18 protein-coding genes and 1 other annotated feature are annotated in these 18,324 nt (G+C 42.0%); of the genes, 8 read left to right on the top strand and 10 right to left on the bottom strand.

Annotated features, from left to right (window positions below):
* Window positions 1–2 precede the first annotated feature (2 nt).
* The 6 genes from pheS to D3222_RS10760 form a co-directional block, all read right to left on the bottom strand.
* Entirely contained in the window at window positions 3–986 is a 984-nt protein-coding gene (gene pheS / locus D3222_RS10785; protein WP_118986157.1) for a phenylalanine--tRNA ligase subunit alpha, read from the bottom strand.
* Window positions 987–1,072: 86 nt separating this feature from the next.
* Window positions 1,073–1,198 (bottom strand) — a sequence feature (Phe leader region).
* 104 nt (window positions 1,199–1,302) lie between these two features.
* Window positions 1,303–1,659 carry a 50S ribosomal protein L20 gene (gene rplT, locus D3222_RS10780; RefSeq protein ID WP_021323015.1) on the bottom strand — a complete coding sequence of 119 codons (357 nt, stop codon included), beginning with the start codon at window positions 1,657–1,659 and terminating at the stop codon, window positions 1,303–1,305.
* A gap of 41 nt (window positions 1,660–1,700) precedes the next feature.
* Window positions 1,701–1,898, bottom strand: coding sequence for a 50S ribosomal protein L35 (gene rpmI / locus D3222_RS10775; protein ID WP_004157374.1), 198 nt, complete (start codon window positions 1,896–1,898; stop codon window positions 1,701–1,703).
* 97 nt (window positions 1,899–1,995) lie between these two features.
* The gene (gene infC, locus D3222_RS10770) at window positions 1,996–2,535 is read right to left on the bottom strand and encodes a translation initiation factor IF-3 (RefSeq protein ID WP_118986156.1); all 540 of its coding nucleotides are present in this window, start codon (window positions 2,533–2,535) and stop codon (window positions 1,996–1,998) included.
* A 3-nt stretch (window positions 2,536–2,538) separates the two neighbouring features.
* Window positions 2,539–4,467, bottom strand: a complete 1,929-nt coding sequence (gene thrS / locus D3222_RS10765; RefSeq protein ID WP_118986155.1) for a threonine--tRNA ligase — start codon at window positions 4,465–4,467, stop codon at window positions 2,539–2,541.
* Between the two features lie 481 nt (window positions 4,468–4,948).
* Window positions 4,949–5,617 (bottom strand): transglycosylase SLT domain-containing protein, encoded by a 669-nt coding sequence (locus D3222_RS10760; RefSeq protein WP_118986154.1) that lies wholly within the window; start codon window positions 5,615–5,617, stop codon window positions 4,949–4,951.
* Between the two features lie 221 nt (window positions 5,618–5,838).
* Between D3222_RS10760 and D3222_RS10755 the strand changes: the two genes are divergently transcribed.
* The 5 genes from D3222_RS10755 (at window position 5,839) to D3222_RS10735 (ending at window position 10,396) form a co-directional block, all read left to right on the top strand.
* A complete protein-coding gene (locus D3222_RS10755) occupies window positions 5,839–6,762 on the top strand; it encodes a metal ABC transporter substrate-binding protein (RefSeq protein ID WP_118986153.1) in 924 nt (307 codons plus the stop codon).
* Complete coding sequence (locus D3222_RS10750) at window positions 6,759–7,655, top strand: manganese/iron ABC transporter ATP-binding protein (RefSeq protein WP_118986152.1); 897 nt, start codon at window positions 6,759–6,761, stop codon at window positions 7,653–7,655. The genes D3222_RS10755 and D3222_RS10750 overlap by 4 nt, the downstream gene beginning before the upstream one ends.
* A complete protein-coding gene (locus D3222_RS10745) occupies window positions 7,652–8,527 on the top strand; it encodes a metal ABC transporter permease (RefSeq protein WP_118986151.1) in 876 nt (291 codons plus the stop codon). Before D3222_RS10750 ends, D3222_RS10745 begins: the two co-directional genes overlap by 4 nt.
* On the top strand, window positions 8,524–9,411 hold the full coding sequence (locus tag D3222_RS10740; RefSeq protein ID WP_118986150.1) for a metal ABC transporter permease: 888 nt from the start codon (window positions 8,524–8,526) through the stop codon (window positions 9,409–9,411). The genes D3222_RS10745 and D3222_RS10740 overlap by 4 nt, the downstream gene beginning before the upstream one ends.
* A gap of 118 nt (window positions 9,412–9,529) precedes the next feature.
* Entirely contained in the window at window positions 9,530–10,396 is an 867-nt protein-coding gene (locus tag D3222_RS10735; RefSeq protein ID WP_118986149.1) for a fructosamine kinase family protein, read from the top strand.
* Between the two features lie 58 nt (window positions 10,397–10,454).
* Here the strand turns inward: D3222_RS10735 and D3222_RS10730 are convergent, their stop codons facing one another.
* Complete coding sequence (locus D3222_RS10730; protein WP_118986148.1) at window positions 10,455–10,997, bottom strand: YniB family protein; 543 nt, start codon at window positions 10,995–10,997, stop codon at window positions 10,455–10,457.
* A 182-nt stretch (window positions 10,998–11,179) separates the two neighbouring features.
* Between D3222_RS10730 and hxpB the strand changes: the two genes are divergently transcribed.
* The 3 genes from hxpB (at window position 11,180) to D3222_RS10715 (ending at window position 14,196) form a co-directional block, all read left to right on the top strand.
* Window positions 11,180–11,845 (top strand): hexitol phosphatase HxpB, encoded by a 666-nt coding sequence (gene hxpB, locus D3222_RS10725; RefSeq protein ID WP_118986147.1) that lies wholly within the window; start codon window positions 11,180–11,182, stop codon window positions 11,843–11,845.
* 223 nt (window positions 11,846–12,068) lie between these two features.
* Entirely contained in the window at window positions 12,069–12,617 is a 549-nt protein-coding gene (locus D3222_RS10720) for a metal-dependent hydrolase (protein ID WP_118986146.1), read from the top strand.
* Between the two features lie 187 nt (window positions 12,618–12,804).
* Complete coding sequence (locus D3222_RS10715) at window positions 12,805–14,196, top strand: L-cystine transporter (protein ID WP_198672788.1); 1,392 nt, start codon at window positions 12,805–12,807, stop codon at window positions 14,194–14,196.
* 56 nt (window positions 14,197–14,252) lie between these two features.
* Here D3222_RS10715 and htpX read toward each other — a convergent pair whose 3' ends face one another.
* The 3 genes from htpX to proQ form a co-directional block, all read right to left on the bottom strand.
* Entirely contained in the window at window positions 14,253–15,140 is an 888-nt protein-coding gene (gene htpX, locus D3222_RS10710) for a protease HtpX (RefSeq protein ID WP_118986144.1), read from the bottom strand.
* Window positions 15,141–15,496: 356 nt separating this feature from the next.
* A complete protein-coding gene (prc, locus tag D3222_RS10705) occupies window positions 15,497–17,548 on the bottom strand; it encodes a carboxy terminal-processing peptidase (protein WP_118986143.1) in 2,052 nt (683 codons plus the stop codon).
* A 19-nt stretch (window positions 17,549–17,567) separates the two neighbouring features.
* Window positions 17,568–18,272 (bottom strand): RNA chaperone ProQ, encoded by a 705-nt coding sequence (gene proQ / locus D3222_RS10700; RefSeq protein WP_118986142.1) that lies wholly within the window; start codon window positions 18,270–18,272, stop codon window positions 17,568–17,570.
* Between the last annotated feature and the right edge of the window lie 52 nt (window positions 18,273–18,324).

Below are 18,324 nucleotides of genomic sequence, written 5' to 3'. Positions count from 1 at the left end.
CCTTATTTAAACTGTTTGAGAAAACGCAGATCATTTTCGAAGAACGCGCGCAAATCAGTTACACCGTAACGTAACATTGTCAGGCGCTCCACCCCCATACCGAAAGCAAAACCAGAGTAAATTTCAGGATCAAGGCCAACATTATGCAGTACATTAGGATGAACCATACCGCAACCTAACACTTCCAACCATTTGCCGTTTTTACCCATAACATCAACTTCCGCCGAAGGTTCTGTAAATGGAAAGTAAGAAGGTCGGAAACGAACCTGCAAATCTTCTTCAAAAAAGTTAGTCAGGAAAGCGTGCAACGTTCCTTTCAGGTTGGTAAAACTGATATCACGATCAATAATCAAGCCTTCCACCTGATGGAACATGGGTGTGTGTGTCTGGTCGTAGTCATTACGATATACACGGCCTGGTGCAATGACACGAATTGGTGGCTGTTGACTGTGCATAGTTCGAACCTGAACACCGGAAGTCTGAGTACGCAACAGACGTTTAGCATCAAACCAGAAAGTATCATGATCAGCACGTGCAGGATGGTGGGCGGGAATATTCAGCGCATCGAAATTATGATAATCATCTTCAATCTCAGGGCCTGATTCTACAGAAAACCCTAATTCACCAAAGAAAGTTTCAATACGCTCTATTGTGCGGTTAACCGGATGTAGTCCACCATTTTCCATACGGCGGCCAGGCAATGATACATCAATCTTTTCCGCTGCTAAACGGAAGTTCAGAAGGTCAGTCTCCAATTTTTCTTTACGGATATTCAGAACTTCCAGAACCTCCTGCTTAGCCTGATTAATAACCGCCCCTGCTGCTGGGCGTTCTTCGACCGGCAGATCACGCAGCGATGACATTTGGAGCGTTAAATGGCCTTTTTTGCCTAAATATTCAACACGCACCAAATCCAACGCAGCAACATCCTGGGCATCTTCTATGGCTGCTCTTGCCTTTGCAACCAATTCAGCGAGATGTGGCATCGTTTTCCTCTTCCTTCGGCCTAACGGCCTGCTAGTAATGATCGTTAATGACCCTATATACCTATTTTTGTTTTTATTGTCATAAAAACAAAAAAGCCTCCACGACGGAGGCTCAGGCGCTACTTTTCGTTTCTTTTCTTACGCGCAAAACCCCCCTGAATTCAGGTGCTAAAGTAAAAAAAGATGCGAAAAAAAGCTAAAGACATAATGTTGGTTCTCTCGGGAAAAAATATGTTTTCTGACAACGACGCTCTAGTAAGCCACATTTTCAAACAAAGTAAAAGAGGGAGCATGCTCCCCCTCTCACTACTCTAACTTATGCCAGAGCGCTCTTCGCTTTCTCAACTAAAGCAGCAAACGCTACTTTGTCAAACACAGCGATGTCAGCCAGGATCTTACGGTCGATTTCAACAGAAGCCTTTTTCAGGCCATCAATGAAACGGCTGTAGGACAGACCATTCTGACGTGCCGCAGCGTTGATACGTGCAATCCACAGTTGACGGAACTGACGTTTACGCTGACGACGGTCACGGTAAGCGTACTGCCCTGCTTTGATTACTGCCTGGAAGGCAACACGGTAAACGCGCGAACGGGCACCATAGTAACCTTTCGCTTGCTTTAAAATTTTCTTGTGACGTGCACGGGCGACAACACCACGTTTTACGCGAGCCATATACTTCTCCTATCGTCTCTGAATTCTAATCTAAAAATTGCTTATGCGTACGGCAGACAAGCAATAACCAAGCCCAGATCACCTTTGGAGACCATGCCTTTTGGACGTAAATGACGCTTACGTTTGGTTGATTTCTTAGTCAGAATGTGACGAAGGTTAGCGTGCTTACGCTTAAAACCACCACTTGCAGTTTTTTTAAAGCGTTTAGCGGCGCCGCGTACTGTTTTAATCTTTGGCATTTTAATTTCCACTTCGCATTGTGAATTACAACGAATTAATCAGGCGAACAAGCCCCAACCAGATGAACCGACTGGAGCTTATTACTTGATTGCCTAACTATTTCTTCTTAGGAGCGAGCACCATTATCATCTGACGGCCTTCAATCTTCGAAGGGAAGGATTCGACTACCGCCAGTTCATCCAGATCGCCGCGGATGCGGTTAAGCATTTCGACACCAATCTGTTGGTGTGCCATTTCACGCCCACGGAAACGCAGGGTGATTTTGGCTTTATCGCCATCTTCCAGAAAACGAACCAGGTTGCGTAGTTTGACCTGATAGTCGCCTTCATCTGTACCAGGACGGAACTTAATTTCCTTAACCTGAATAACTTTTTGTTTTTTCTTCTGCTCTTTAGTCGACTTACTCTTCTCATAGAGGAACTTGCCGTAATCCATAATACGGCAAACCGGCGGCTCGGCATTCGGGCTGATTTCAACTAAATCAACACCCGCTTCCTCAGCTTTTTCAAGAGCTTCCCTCAGACTGACAATGCCAATCTGTTCGCCATCTAAACCTGTTAAACGAACTTCAGAAGCGCGAATTTCTCCATTAATGCGATTAGGACGCGCTGTTTGAATTCTTTTTCCGCCTTTAATACCTTATTCCTCCAATTGATGAAGATTACGACTGCGTATTTCTATAAGCAGTTTTTCGATGAACTCGTTAACATCAATGCTGCCCAAATCTTTACCACGGCGGGTACGAACGGAAACCTTCCCCGATTCGACCTCTTTTTCACCACAGACAAGCATGTAGGGAACACGACGTAGAGTGTGTTCACGGATTTTAAAGCCAATCTTCTCGTTTCTCAAGTCTGCTTTTGCACGGATGCCTGCATCTTGAAGTTTTTTTACTAATTCCTGTACATAATCAGCCTGATTATCGGTGATATTCATCACCACTACCTGCTGTGGAGCAATCCATGTTGGGAAAAAACCCGCATACTCTTCAGTTAGGATGCCGATAAACCGTTCCAGTGAACCCAGAACCGCACGGTGAATCATTACAGGAACTTTACGTTCATTATTTTCACCTACGTAGGACGCATTCAAACGGCCTGGTAGTGAAAAGTCGAGTTGCACAGTACCACATTGCCACGCACGATCCAAACAATCATGCAAAGTAAATTCAATTTTCGGTCCGTAGAAGGCACCTTCACCTGGCTGATATTCAAATTGAACACCATTTTCTTGTAGTGCCGCCGCCAAAGCCTCTTCCGCTTGATTCCATTGTTCTTCAGTACCAATGCGCTTTTCCGGGCGGGTTGACAGCTTAACTATGATCTTTTCAAAACCAAAAGTGCTGTAAACGTCATACACCATCTTAATGCAACTGCTGACTTCCCGGTGAATTTGCTCTTCTGTACAGAAGATATGAGCATCATCCTGAGTAAAACCACGAACACGCATCAAACCATGTAATGCCCCAGATGGTTCATTACGATGACAACTACCGAATTCAGCCATACGTAACGGTAAATCACGGTAAGATTTTAAGCCTTGGTTAAAAATCTGAATATGCCCTGGGCAGTTCATCGGTTTAACGCAATATTCACGGTTCTCTGAAGAAGTGGTAAACATATGCTCACCGTAGTTTTCCCAGTGACCCGTTCTTTCCCACATGACACGGTCCATCATAAACGGACCTTTAACTTCCTGATATTGATATTCTTTCAGTTTGGTCCGGACAAAAGTTTCCAGCTCACGGAAAATAGTCCAACCATCATTATGCCAGAACGCCATACCTGGAGCTTCTTCCTGCATGTGGTAAAGATCTAATTGTTTACCAATCTTACGATGGTCACGTTTGGCCGCTTCTTCCAAACGTTGCAGATAAGTATTGAGCTGTTTCTTATCAGCCCATGCGGTACCATATATCCGTTGCAACATTTTATTGTTGCTATCCCCACGCCAATATGCCCCTGCGACTTTCTGCAATTTAAAATGATGGCAGAAACGCATATTTGGCACATGTGGGCCACGGCACATGTCAATATATTCTTCATGATTATAGAGACCAGGACGATCATCTCGACTGATGTTTTCATCCAAAATTTGTACTTTATAATCTTCACCACGAGTAACGAAAGTATCGCGCGCTTCTTGCCAACTTACTTTTTTCTTGATGACGTCATAGTCTTTTTTGGCAAGTTCCAACATACGCTTTTCGAGCAGTTCAATATCTTCCTGCGTCAGAGCACGACCAAGATCAACATCATAGTAAAAACCATTATCAATAATCGGACCAATAGCCATTTTAGTATCTGGCCATAATTGTTTAATCGCATGGCCTAGCAGATGAGCGCATGAATGGCGGATAATTTCCAGCCCTGCATCATCTTTACTGGTGATGATGGCAAGATTCGCATCTGAATCGATTAATTCACAAGCATCCACTAGCTCACCATTTACGCAGCCAGCAATACATGCTTTCGCTAAACCTGGACCAATATCACAGGCAACATCCATTACAGAAACGGCATGGTCAAACTGACGTTGGCTACCGTCAGGAAGAGTAACAACAGGCATTTAAAATCCTTATCTACAGTGGTGACCCACACGAAAGATCACTTGAAGGAGTTTGATATTCAACTAAAATAACGATTTAAATTATTATCTCGTCAATCCATTAAAGTTTGGTACTAAAATTGGCACACAATGTAAAAAGTGACTGCCTTCAATACCGAAACATCGCGAAAATATACCACCAACAACCATTCAGGTCACGGCGATGTTTAGTTAGAAAATCAAAGGACATACAACCTTAATAATCCACCATATCAATAACACGATGATAGCGATGACAGACAAATGCGATTTCTGTTTTTATTGTAAAATTGGATAAAATGCCGCAATCTAATACTGAAATCAATGTAAGCCTTGAAAGGATTTTATAAGAAACATGAAAAAATGGTGGCAATTCGTCCTAGTTCTTGCTGAATCTCAGTATAATAAAATAGATATTTTGGCAAAATCGGTTAGAAATGGAATCGTCATTTCTATCGACACCTCAATCTGCCATTACTAACGAACGATAAGCCTTTTTCACCTTCCACAAATAGCGTGGGGCCTGGGGTGCTGGATGATTATCCTGAACATACTGATAAAACTCATCCGGCGTCATACGGTTTATTTTATTAACGGCTAATTGACGATCTACACTAAAAGTACGTAAAAGAGCACCCGCGCCATTTACGTAAGCAACAATAGTGGCATAGTAGAGGATCTCAGGGTTATCAATACCTGCCAGATGCTGCTCTTTCAAGATACTGATATAAGCAGTGCCAAGATCGATATTAGTTTTAGGATCTTTCAACTCACGAGTTGTTGGCTGACCAAAACGCCCCTTCCGTCGATACACATCCCGCCCTGCTGTCGATGCTTTTATCTGCATAAGACCAATTGCATTCGATTTACTGACTGTATCAGAGCGAAAACCAGATTCAACTTGAATAATCGCTCTGATCAGCGTTTCATCAACGCCGTACCGATTGGATGCCTGTTGAATAAAGGTATCAAAAGGTGTCGGCGGGAAAGAAGAAATTCTAGCGGCGTTGGCAGTATTGTTAAGCATACGTTGCTGACCGGATTGCTTACCAACATTTGTCTGCTGAGCATTTCTCTCAGCACAACCGACTAACAACACGACCAGTGCCACAAAGCTCAGTCTTAATTTCACCCTATAATCCTCTGGATCAAATTTTGCTACAACGCAGCATATACAATTTCGTTTACAATCTAAAAATATTTTTACTTAACTTTTCACTGTATTCGTGTTCATATCATATGGAATAACGATTGCAACAATCGCTATTCCCAAATTTTATAATCTTGACTTTACTTAAATGATATTGATAATCGTTATCATATATATACTTATAACAAGTAAGGCTTGAATTGATGAAGAAAAAACTTTCTCTGCTTTTGCTTTCCCCCCCAGTACTGGGAATTACATTGATTCTCTTATCTATAATAGTTTTATTTAGTCAGAAGGTATCTGCCGCCAAACAATTCAAAGTTGTCACGACCTTTACTATCATCCAGGATATCGCACAAAACGTAGCAGGTGATGCGGCGATTGTTGAATCAATTACTAAACCTGGTGCCGAAATCCATGATTACCAACCCACCCCCAAAGATATTATAAAATCTCAACATGCTGATTTGATCCTTTGGAATGGATTAAATCTAGAACGCTGGTTTGAACGCTTCTTTGAAAATCTTAAAGATGTACCTGCCGTTGTTATTACTGACGGCATTAAACCACTACCTATCCGTGAAGGGCCTTACAACGGGAACCCTAATCCTCACGCCTGGATGTCACCCACAAATGCTTTAATCTATATTGAGAATATCCGCCAAGCATTTGTAAAATACGATCCTGAAAATGCAGAAACTTATAATAAGAATGCCAAAGCCTATGCTGAAAAAATCGCACAACTGGATTCTCCACTGAGAGAGCGTCTTTCTCGTATTCCACAGGATCAACGTTGGTTAGTCACCAGTGAAGGGGCTTTTAGCTATTTAGCTAAAGATTACCAATTCAAGGAAGTTTATCTATGGCCAATTAATGCGGAAGAACAAGGTTCACCACAACAAGTTCGTCATGTCATTGATACTGTAAGAGCAAACAAAATCCCAGTTGTGTTTAGCGAAAGTACAATTTCAGATAAACCAGCTAAACAAGTCAGTAAAGAAACAGATGCCCGTTATGGTGGTATTCTTTATGTAGATTCACTCTCTGGCAGTAATGGCCCAGTACCAACTTATATTGATTTACTGAACAAAACTGTAGATACAATCGCAAAAGGATTTAATCAATGAATAGCAATATGCTGTTTGAACGTCCTCATTTAGTCGTTGATGACGCCACAGTGACTTATAACAACGGTCACACAGCTATTTATGATGCAAGTTTTTCTATCACCGGTGGAACTATTTGTGCGTTGGTGGGCATTAACGGTAGTGGTAAATCCACACTGTTTAAGACTATCATGGGGCTGGTAAGCCCATCTCAGGGAAAAGTAACTCTGAGTAATATGCCAGTCAAAAATGCTTTGAAGAAAAATATTATTGCATATGTTCCTCAAACAGAAGAAGTCGACTGGAACTTTCCAGTATTGGTTTCTGATGTCGTTATGATGGGCCGCTATGGGAAAATGGGATTCCTGAGAATCCCAAGTAAAAGAGATCACCAAGCTGTTGATAAAGCACTTGAACGTGTCGGCTTAACGGCCCTACGTAACCGACAGATTGGCGAACTCTCAGGCGGACAGAAAAAACGGGTTTTTCTTGCAAGGGCTCTGGCTCAGGAAGGTAAAGTTCTATTACTAGATGAACCTTTTACTGGTGTTGATGTAAAAACAGAGAATGCCATCATTGACCTGTTGTGTGATTTACGTGATGAGGGCCATCTGGTTCTGGTTTCTACACATAACCTCGGTAGCGTACCTGAATTCTGCGATCATGTTATCCTAATCAACCGAACTGTTCTGGCAAGTGGCCCAACAGAAACAACGTTCACCCAAAAAAATTTAGAGATGACTTTTGGTGGAGTACTTCGTCATATTAATCTATCCGGCCCGGAATTACATGATGATGATGATCCACGCTCCTTGACGGTTATTACTGATGATGAACGCGCAGCCGTATTTTATGGTCATGATCATCATGTTCCGCCAAGGCAGGGCCAGCATAAGGAGAAGCGTCAATCATGACAGAGCTTTTGCTGCAACCTTTTCATTATAATTACATGGTAAAAGCCATCTGGGTTAGTGCCATCGTCGGTGCCGTCTGTGCCTTCCTTTCTTCCTACCTGATGTTAAAAGGTTGGTCATTGATGGGAGACGCGCTCTCTCACTCAGTTGTACCTGGCGTCGCTGGTGCCTATGCGCTGGGTCTTCCTTATGCAGGCGGTGCTTTTTTTACCGGAATGCTGGCAGCTCTGTCGATGACTTTAGTTCGTCATATCACTCGCTTACGTGAAGATGCGGTAATCGGGTTTATTTTTTCCACTTTCTTTGCGGCCGGCTTATTAATCGTTTCCCTCAACCCTACATCGGTTAACGTACAAACCATTATTTTCGGCAATATCCTTGGCATCGCTGATGAAGATGTTCTCCAAGTTGAAATCATTATTGCGATTTCATTTATCGTGCTCATGTTTATCTGGAAAGATTTGCTAATTGTATTTTTTGATGAAACACATGCCCGCTCTATCGGCTTATCTCCCTTGCGGATGAAAATCATTTTTTTTACTTTGTTGAGTGCTTGTACTGTCGCAGCCTTACAAACTGTCGGCGCTATTCTGGTGATTGCAATGGTTGTCACTCCAGGCGCAACAGCTTACTTATTAACAGATCGTTTTAAGCACCTGCTGATCATTGCCGTTACTATTGGTTCCCTGACCAGTGCATTCGGCGCTTACCTAAGTTTCTTCCTTAACGGCGCTACTGGTGGTGTCATTGTCACACTGCAAACCGTCATTTTCCTATTAGCGTTCTTCTTTGCACCAAAACATGGGCTATTCGCTTCACGTATACGTGCCAGAAAAGAATCCTCAGCCTTGGCTCGGGAGACACAACCATGAATGAGTTGACACAGTTACTCACTGAGCCGTTTATGTTTCCATTTATGCAACGGGCGGTATTTGCTGCTATTGTAACAGGCGCAGTATGTGCAATACTCTCTTGTTATCTGGTTCTTAAAGGCTGGTCGTTAATGGGTGACGCCATCTCTCACGCTGTATTACCAGGCATTGTGCTGGCTTTCGCTGCCGGTATACCGCTGGCTATTGGCGCATTCCTTTCCGGTATTTTTTGTGCTGTTGCAACAGGGTATCTGAAAGAACATAGCCGGATAAAAGAAGATACTGTCATGGGAATTGTCTTTTCAGGCATGTTTGCCTTTGGGTTAGTTCTTTTTGCCCAAATAGACACTGACCAACATCTCACTCATATTCTGTTCGGAAATATACTAGGGATCACTAAAGATGAGTTGAATCAAACATTATGGATTACCTGTATCACTATGGCGGTAGTATTGCTAAAGCGCAAAGACTTCATGCTTTACTGCTTCGATCCGAACCAAGCGCGCGTAGTGGGATTACCTGTTAAGCTTTTGCATTACGGTTTGCTTTGTCTATTGTCAATGACCATTGTCGCTTCCCTGCAAGCCGTGGGAATGATTTTGGTTATCGCAATGTTGATATCACCGGGAATTATCGCTTTCATGTTATGCCGCAGTTTTGACCGAATGTTAATTGTCGCTGTCATTGCATCAGTCAGTTCCTGTGTCCTGGGTACTCTGATCAGTTTCCACATTGATGGTGCAACGGGGCCATGCATTGTTATTGTCCAGGCTATCTTCTTTACACTGGCACTGGCTTACAGTCAGATAAAACTTGTAAGAACAAAATCCAAACGTAAAACGTATCAAGCAGCCCTACAAATCTCTAACGAGTCCAATCAATAACAAAAAGGGTTATATCTGTTTTGAGATATAACCCTGTTAATCATCTTTTTTACCTGATCATATGTTTTCTCTGACTATAATTGTTCATAAAGTAATTGACGACATAGAGAGGTGAACCATGTGGCAGACAGTAAATCGTTTGTTAAACGAACATTTCGGTGTTGCTGAAATTCACGATAAAACTGAGTTAGCCGGAGGGGATATCCACCAAGCTTGGCGAGTCACACATGGAAAACGACAAGTTTTCGTCAAATCAAACCTGCGGGAAATGCTCCCTGTCTTCAAAGCAGAATCAGAACAGCTTGAACTCCTGGCACGCAGCCAGACTATCCGTGTTCCAACTGTTTATGGTATTGGCAACACACGTGACCATAGCTTTCTATTGCTTGAATTTTTGCCTTTAAAATCTTTTGATCCTCACAGTGCCTATTGCTTCGGTCAACAACTGGCAAAACTTCATCAATGGAGTGAGCAGCCCCAATTCGGCTTTGATTTTGACAATATGCTGGCAACAACTCCACAACCTAATGGCTGGCAACGACGTTGGCACCAATTTTATGCGGAAAAGCGGGTTGGTTGGCAATTACAAATCGCAGCAGAAAAAAACATGATATTTGGTGATATTGATAATATCGTTCAAGCCATAAGTAACAAACTTCAACACCATCAGCCACAACCTTCTCTCTTACATGGCGATCTCTGGCCAGCTAATTGTGCTTCGTTGGATGATCAAGCCGTTGCCTTCGACCCAGCCTGTTATTGGGGAGATCGTGAATGTGATTTCGCTATGTTACCGTTATACCCTGATTTACCAATGCAAATTTTTGATGGCTATCAGAGCGTATGGCCACTCCCTGCCAACTTTATTGAACGGCAACCTGTGTATCAGCTCTATTATTTGCTTAACCGGTGTAATCTGTTTGGTGGTGATAATCTTATTGCGGTTCAAAATATTATCGATAATATTTTGACTGAAAATAGCTAATAAATGGGGAATCAAGCTGCGAAAACCTTTATTCCGCAGCTATAGCCAAACGGAGAATCTACCAGCCTAAGATTTTCAATAGAAAATAAAAAATTGCACCGATAATTACCGGTGAAATATATAAGATATAAATCTGACTGAACAGTGTATGACGAGGAAGTTTAATTTTTAACTCCATCTGTTCTCTTGTCAGGCCATCATTGCCTTTAGCTTTCTCAATAATAAGCTGATCTTCAATGTTCTCGCGTATAAACTTCACTTGTCTATACATCCGTTGACCTGACGCACTCATAGCAAGGCCGAAAAAAATAAGAAAATAGATAATCAGAAAACCAAGCGTTGATCCGGTAAAACCAGCCAGACGCTCAGGTGTTGGTGAATTTTTCCAGAAGAAATCCAGAAATGGGGTATTAAAACGCACCATTTCAGCCATCATTTTCAGGAAATCATCCAAAACCGCATTGATACCATCACCTTTAATACCATGCAACCAGGCAAGGTTGATCACAGAAACAATGGTCGATAAAAGTGCCGGAATAAAAATCACCCAACCTAAAACTCGCTTAATAACAGCGATGTATCCGGCTTTTTGGTAAGTCATCGATACCCCTCATAGCAATAAGTAGATTTTATTTTTGGCTAATCATAGCCCATCAATCACCAAATTTAACTTTATATTTAATTAAGCATTTCTTACCATGTTCCCGTTCAGGAAAGGATTTCATCTACCGAGATTGTTACAATCAGCTTTCGCCAACTGTCTGACCAGAGAGAGATACTTAAATGTCTTTTCATTTACCAATAAAAGCAGCTATTTTTGATATGGACGGTTTACTGATTGACTCTGAACCCTATTGGACCCAAGGAGAAAAAGAAGTATTTAGTGAATTAGGTCTGGATTTCTCTTTAGCAGAAAAACTACCAGATACTCTTGGGTTGCGCATTGACCAGGTTGTAGAGCTTTGGTACCAAGCTTCTCCCTGGCAAGGGGCATCAAAATCAGACGTGGAACAGCGAATTACCAACCATGTTATCGATTTGGTAAAAGAAAACCGTCCTTTACTCCCAGGTGTTGAATATGCTCTAAACCTTTGCCGCAAACAAGGACTGAAAATCAGCCTGGCCTCTGCTTCTCCACAATATATGCTGGAACAAGTACTCGAAATGTTTAACCTTAATCACTATTTTGATGCTGTTGTTTCTGCTGCCAAATTACCTCACAGTAAACCCAATCCTGAAGTTTATTTGCGCGCTGCCGAGCAATTAGATGTCGCTCCGATAAATTGTGTAACCCTGGAAGATTCATTCAATGGAATGATAGCAACGAAAGCTGCAAGAATGCGTTCAATCGTTGTGCCATCCGCTCATCATTTTGATGATCCACGTTGGGTTTTAGCAGATATTAAACTGCGCTCACTCGAACAACTCACTGTAATGAACATCATCTGATTATAATTTTAGCTGCCATCATCTGTGTCGATGGCAGTTTCTTATTGTTCACACAATAGCCATGGCGCTTATATCTTATTCTGTCAAATAAAAATTTGATTAAATATTAACGTTATATATTAATAAATAAAATATTTTTGCTTTTTACCCTCTATCTTACCCACATAAAACCCACTATACTTCGCCGACTGTATGGATAGACAGTTATTAGTCAGAGGAATTTATGACCGCAGAAGGGCATCTTTTATTTTCAGTTGCCAGCATTATCTTGGCACACAAGCTAGAAATAACACCAGAGATAGCTAATGGAGACTGGTTGCATATGCTACCAGGGGTGCTGCTTACTGCCTTGTTACCCGATATCGATCACCCCAACTCAACCTTGGGTAGATTATTCAGATTTATCTCCATTCCCGTAGCCAAACTCTGTGGTCACAGAGGATTTACTCACAGTTTACTTGCTCTCATATTAGGGATTACTTTATTTTGGCTAAAAATACCGGAAGAGTGGCTAATTCCAACTGATTTTTTCCATGCCATGATTGTTGGCTATTTGAGCCATCTGATTGCAGATATGCTAACACCTGCTGGTGTGCCGTTATTATGGCCAATCAAAATACGTTTCTGTCTACCTGTGCTTGGCAAACAAGGAAACAAGAAAGCAGAAAGGTTTATTTCTGCCCTATTAATCGTCATTTCTGTTTTCCTGCCAGAAGATATTGAATATTCTATACTTTTTTATATAAATCGCATCAAAGATCTCTATTTCTAATGCTCTGACTGACTAAAAATAAACCTTAAAAGTCATATTTATTATATTAAATTCTATATAGTTATAAATAAGAATAATTTTAACTGGTACTATATCCCCCAACTGCTTGTTGTAATGTGTTCGTTTACAACCTGACACGATTCGATACAGCTTATAACTTAACTAAATTGAATTCTGGAGTTTGGGAATGAATTTACCACTCATTTCGAATGTGCTCGTTTTCGTAGCACTGCTTTTGCTATTGTCAAAAGCTAGTTCACGGCAATGGAATCTGTCGAAAAAGGTTTTTGCGGGCCTTGCCATTGGTATTATTTTTGGCTTGGCACTGCAACTCATTTATGGCTCCGATAATATCATAGTGAAGGAATCAATATCATGGTTCAACATTGTAGGTAATGGTTATGTACAACTTCTACAAATGGTCATTATGCCTCTGGTATTCGCCTCTATTTTGAGTGCAGTCGCCAAATTACACAAAGCATCTTCTCTAGGAAAAATCAGCTTTCTGACTATCGGAACGTTGTTATTCACTACAATGATTGCCGCGCTTATCGGTATCATGATTATCAACCTGTTCGGTCTGACTGCCGAAGGTCTGATTCAAGGTCCCCAAGAAACAACACGTCTGTCCGCTATCGAAAACAACTATGTCAGCAAAGTTTCTGATTTATCTGTACCACAATTGATTTTATCTTTTATTCCTAAAAATCCGTTTGCAGATTTAACTGGCGCTAATCCAACTTCTGTTATCAGCATTGTTATTTTTGCAACCTTCTTAGGTATCGCTGCCCTGCAAATGTTGAAAGATGATCATGAGAGGGGGAAACGCATATTAGCCGCTATCGACACTATACAGGCATGGGTAATGAAACTGGTTCGTCTGGTTATGCGCTTAACGCCATATGGTGTTATGGCCCTGATGACCAAAGTTGTCGCCAACTCTAATATCCATGAAATTGCAAAACTGGGAACCTTTGTTATCGCATCCTACATTGCACTAGCGCTAGTATTTGTTGCTCATGGATTTCTACTCTCTCTCCTCGGCATCAATCCACTTAGATTTTTCAAAAAAACCTGGCCAGTGTTGACCTTTGCATTCACCAGCCGTTCCAGTGCAGCCAGTATTCCACTGAATGTCGAAACCCAGACACTCCGTATTGGCGTACCAGAATCAATCGCCAGCTTTTCAGCATCTTTTGGGGCAACAATTGGTCAAAATGGCTGTGCCGGGATTTATCCTGCCATGTTGGCCGCAATGGTTGCTCCAACAGTTGGCATAAACCCACTCGACCCGATGTGGATCGCAACACTGGTTGGCATTGTCACTATCAGCTCTGCTGGCGTTGCTGGTGTGGGTGGCGGTGCTACGTTCGCGGCATTGATTGTCTTACCCGCAATGGGACTACCTGTAACATTGATTGCTTTATTGATTTCTGTTGAGCCTCTCATTGATATGGGCCGTACGGCACTGAATGTAAGTGGTTCAATGACTGCTGGTACTATTACCAGCCAACTGATGGGACAAACTGATAAAACTATCTTCGATCAGGAAGAACACGTTGAATTAAGTCAGCTATAATTTAACTGTAAAAAAAGCCGGGATTTCCTCCCCGGCTTTTTATTTTATTCACAATATTATTTATTCAGGTATTGCCCACTACGCAGCGCTTCAATACGTTTGTCCAATGGTGGGTGAGACATGAACAACTCACTGAATGTTTTTGATTTACCATTAATACAGAACGCCATCATACTGCCTTCTTCCTGCGGTTCATAACTGGTTTTCAGACGCTGTAAAGCAGCGATCATTTTCTCACGACCAACCAACTTAGCAGAACCTGCATCTGCATGGAACTCGCGATAACGGGAGAACCACATTGTGATAATGCTCGCCAGAATACCAAATACTATTTCCAACACCATTGAAGCAACCATGTAAACAATCGGATTGCCAGAGGAGTTACTCTCTTCCTCGTCACTATTGCCAGACAGGAAACTTGATACGGCCTGAGCCAATAGACGGGAAATAAAGATAACGAAAGTATTTACTATCCCTTGCAACAAAGTCATCGTCACCATATCACCATTAGCAATATGACTAATCTCATGAGCAATGACAGCTTCTGCTTCCGCCCTACTCATGTTATCCAATAGACCGGTGCTGACAGCAACCAGAGAAGCATTACGACGTGCTCCGGTCGCGAATGCGTTAATATCAGGCGCGGCATAAATCGCAACCTGAGGCATGACAATATTGACTTGTTCCGCTTGACGGCGAACAGTTTCAACTAACCAATGTTCAACTTCATTTGCTGGCTGTTCTATGACCTGCCCCCCCACAGAACGCAGGGCCATCCATTTGGACATCAATAGGGAAACAAACGCTCCACCGAAACCGAACAGGCCAGCCATAATCATCAGACCTTGTACACTACTCCCCTGAATTCCTGTCAAAGAAAGTATTATCCCGAACACCAACATAACAGCGAGGTTAGTGAGGAGGAACAAAACAATTCGCATCATAAAAACCGGCTTCCTTTATTAATAATCAATGCAATTTCAGAACTACTCTATAAATAAGGCTGTTCTCGCTATATTCAAGGCTTTTAACTTGTTAAGCGATAAGATCAACACAACTTTACAAAATCACAGAAAAACCCGCATTAGCCTAACACCAATTGTTTAAACAAAATACTCTAATACCCGGTAGTGCTGAAAAAATGTGAAACAATTCATCCTTCCAGACTTCCAGACTTCCAGAAAAGAAAAAACACCTTAAAAAGACTGTTCATATTACTGAAAGCCCAACATCGTTCACTCAAAACATCCCAAGCGAACGATATTGGGCATTAATCGTTAACAGGCTTTAATCCATTATTTTACTTAGATTTAGCTAACATTTTCTCATCAGGTTGGTGCGCTAAATCAAGTGCAATCTTCACTGACTCATCAAGATAGGGATCTGGTCCTTGATAATCTTTAGGTAAATTATCCAGTAAAGTTAACGGTTTTTTACCCTCGCGTTTAAAGCGATCATTTATGCGATTCAACTTCAGAGCATCCGCTTCTTTATTCTCTTTCTCTCTTTGTGCATAGTTCAGAGAAACAATATTTTTATGCTCTTTCATCGCTTTATAGTGAACAATGTCCTCATTGATATACTTGAATTCTGGATCAGTTGTAATACGAGCATTGTGAACGGCATTCAACTGAGGAACCAATGTAGCAATAATTTTAGACCCTGTATAACGGGCAGGAGGAATACTATCCCAAGGCAAAGCATTATCTTCGAAACTTTCCCCGGTTTCCGCCGGATCAACCCCCGTAGGCATTACGATATCAGGAGTAACCCCTTTACGCTGAGTACTGCCGCCATTCACACGATAGAACTTCTGTATCGTATATTGGACAGAACCTAGTGATGGCCAATCAGGGCGCATCATTTGATCATAAATACGACTCAAAGAACGATATTGCTGAACTGTACCTTTACCAAAAGTCGGCTCACCGACAATCAACGCTCGCCCATAATCCTGCATTGCCGCGGCAAAAATTTCAGAAGCAGAAGCACTAAAATGGTCTACCAGAACAACCAAAGGCCCTTTATAGTACACCACTTCATCAGTATCAGAATCCTGACGAATTTTCCCATTATTATCTCTGACCTGGACAACCGGGCCACTTGGAAGAAACAAGCCTGATAAAGAAACCGCCTCTGTCAGTGCACCACCACCATTGCTACGCAAATCAATGACAATAGCACTGATATGCTGTTTGGTCAGTTTTTGTAATTGAGTTTTAACATTATCAGTCAAACCAACGTAAAAACCGGGGATATCAAGCACGCCCACTTTTTCCTGACCAATTGTCTTAACCGACATCTTCACAGCCCGATCTTCCAAACGGATCTGTTCACGAGTTAAAGTAACAGTACGTGGTTTTGCCCCTTTGGTGTCAGAAATAACCTCGAGCCGTACTTTACTCCCTTTAGGTCCTTTAATCAGCGCAACCACATCATCCAGACGCCAGCCAATAATATCCACCATGGACTTTCCTGACTGGGCAACGCCGATAATCTTATCACCCACGTTTAATGCTTTGCTTTTGGCAGCAGGTCCACCAGCAACCAAAGAATTTATAACCGTGTAGTCATCATCTATTTGCAAAACAGCACCAATCCCTTCCAAGGAAAGACTCATTTCTGAGTTAAACTGTTCAGTATTGCGTGGCGAAAGATAATTGGTATGAGGATCAATTTCACGGGCAAACGCAGTCATCATCAATTGGAAAACATCTTCACTCTGGCTTTGTGTCAGACGTTTTAACGCGGATTGATAGCGTTTGGTGAGCATCTCTTTGATTTTATTATCCTCTTTGCCGCTGAGCTTGAGGTTGAGCCAATCATACTTAACTTTAGCATCCCAAAGTTTATTTAGCTCTTCCACACTCTGTGGCCAAGGGGCTTTGGAACGATCAACATCAATTGTATCGTTACCATCAAAATTCATTGGCTGTTCAAGACGCGATAAAGCGTACTGATAACGCTCAAAGCGACGTTTCTGTAACAAATTAAACAGGTCATACGGAATTTCCAGATTCCCATTTTCCAATTCCCTGCCTAACGACTTTTTCTTATCGGCATACTGAGCAACATCTGACGCCAATAATATGTTATGGCTGTAATCCAGTATATTGAGGTAGCGCTCAAATATTTTTGCCGAAAAATCACCATTTAAATCAAATTGGCGATAATGAGAACGAATGAAGCGGGATGTTACCCGCTCGCTAACTGTTGAATGCTGAGGTTCTTGCTTCAATATAGGTAATTGTTCAATACCAACAGGAACAGCCACTGGACTGTTTGTATCTGCATAACAAGTACCAAAAATTGAAACACCTAAAACAAAAGCCAGTCTGACGAATTTGTTCATGCCCAGGTCGGCCTCCGTATCAGAACTGCAAATGTTCTGCGCGTACAATCATTGCCAAACCGGAAGGCAATTGTACCCGTACACCATCTTTGGCGACTTCAAGCACAGAAGCATCCACTGAACTTTTACCCACTCTTACTTTAATTTCCTGACCAATTTTCAGCGATGAAACATCGACAATCTGAATCGGTGCGGGTTGAACAGGTTTAGCAGCTGGTTTACGTGCTTGCCGAGGGCTCTTTTGTTGGCGTGGTGACTGCCGTTTTTCCCCCTCAGTATTATTAGCACGGCGACGAGGGGCTGGTTTCTTGGCTGTGGGCCGTTCATTTTTTTCACCCACAGCCACATTTTCAGCTTCACGTTTTTTAGCTCTTTGCTCCGCACGCTGTGCCTGAACCCGTGCTTTGGCTTCAGTCAGTTGCTGGAGAGCATGCTCAATGTGTTCCGCTTCCAGCTCACCGCATGAATTACCATCAAGATCAACACGCTGTGCGCCTTCTTTCACACCATATAGGTAACGCCAACTTGATGTGTACAAACGTAAGGCGGAGCGCAGTTGTGTTTTACTTAAACACTCTTCGTCCTGAATACGTTCAACGATATCTTGAAAAATACCGATCTTTAAAGGACGAGCTTCACCTTCGGCTACGAAACAGAGCGGGAAACGCTCAGCTAAAAAAACAATTATCTCTTTACTACTATTCAACTTAGGTTGATTTTCCATGAAATTTCCTGATTACAACGGTTTTGCCAACCAGCATAGGCATGAACTGGCG

Source organism: Photorhabdus sp. CRCIA-P01 (genome assembly GCF_003545805.1).
Lineage (GTDB): Bacteria > Pseudomonadota > Gammaproteobacteria > Enterobacterales > Enterobacteriaceae > Photorhabdus > Photorhabdus antumapuensis.
Note: the sequence above shows the minus strand (reverse complement) of the source record. Positions and strands in the feature narration are given on the sequence as shown.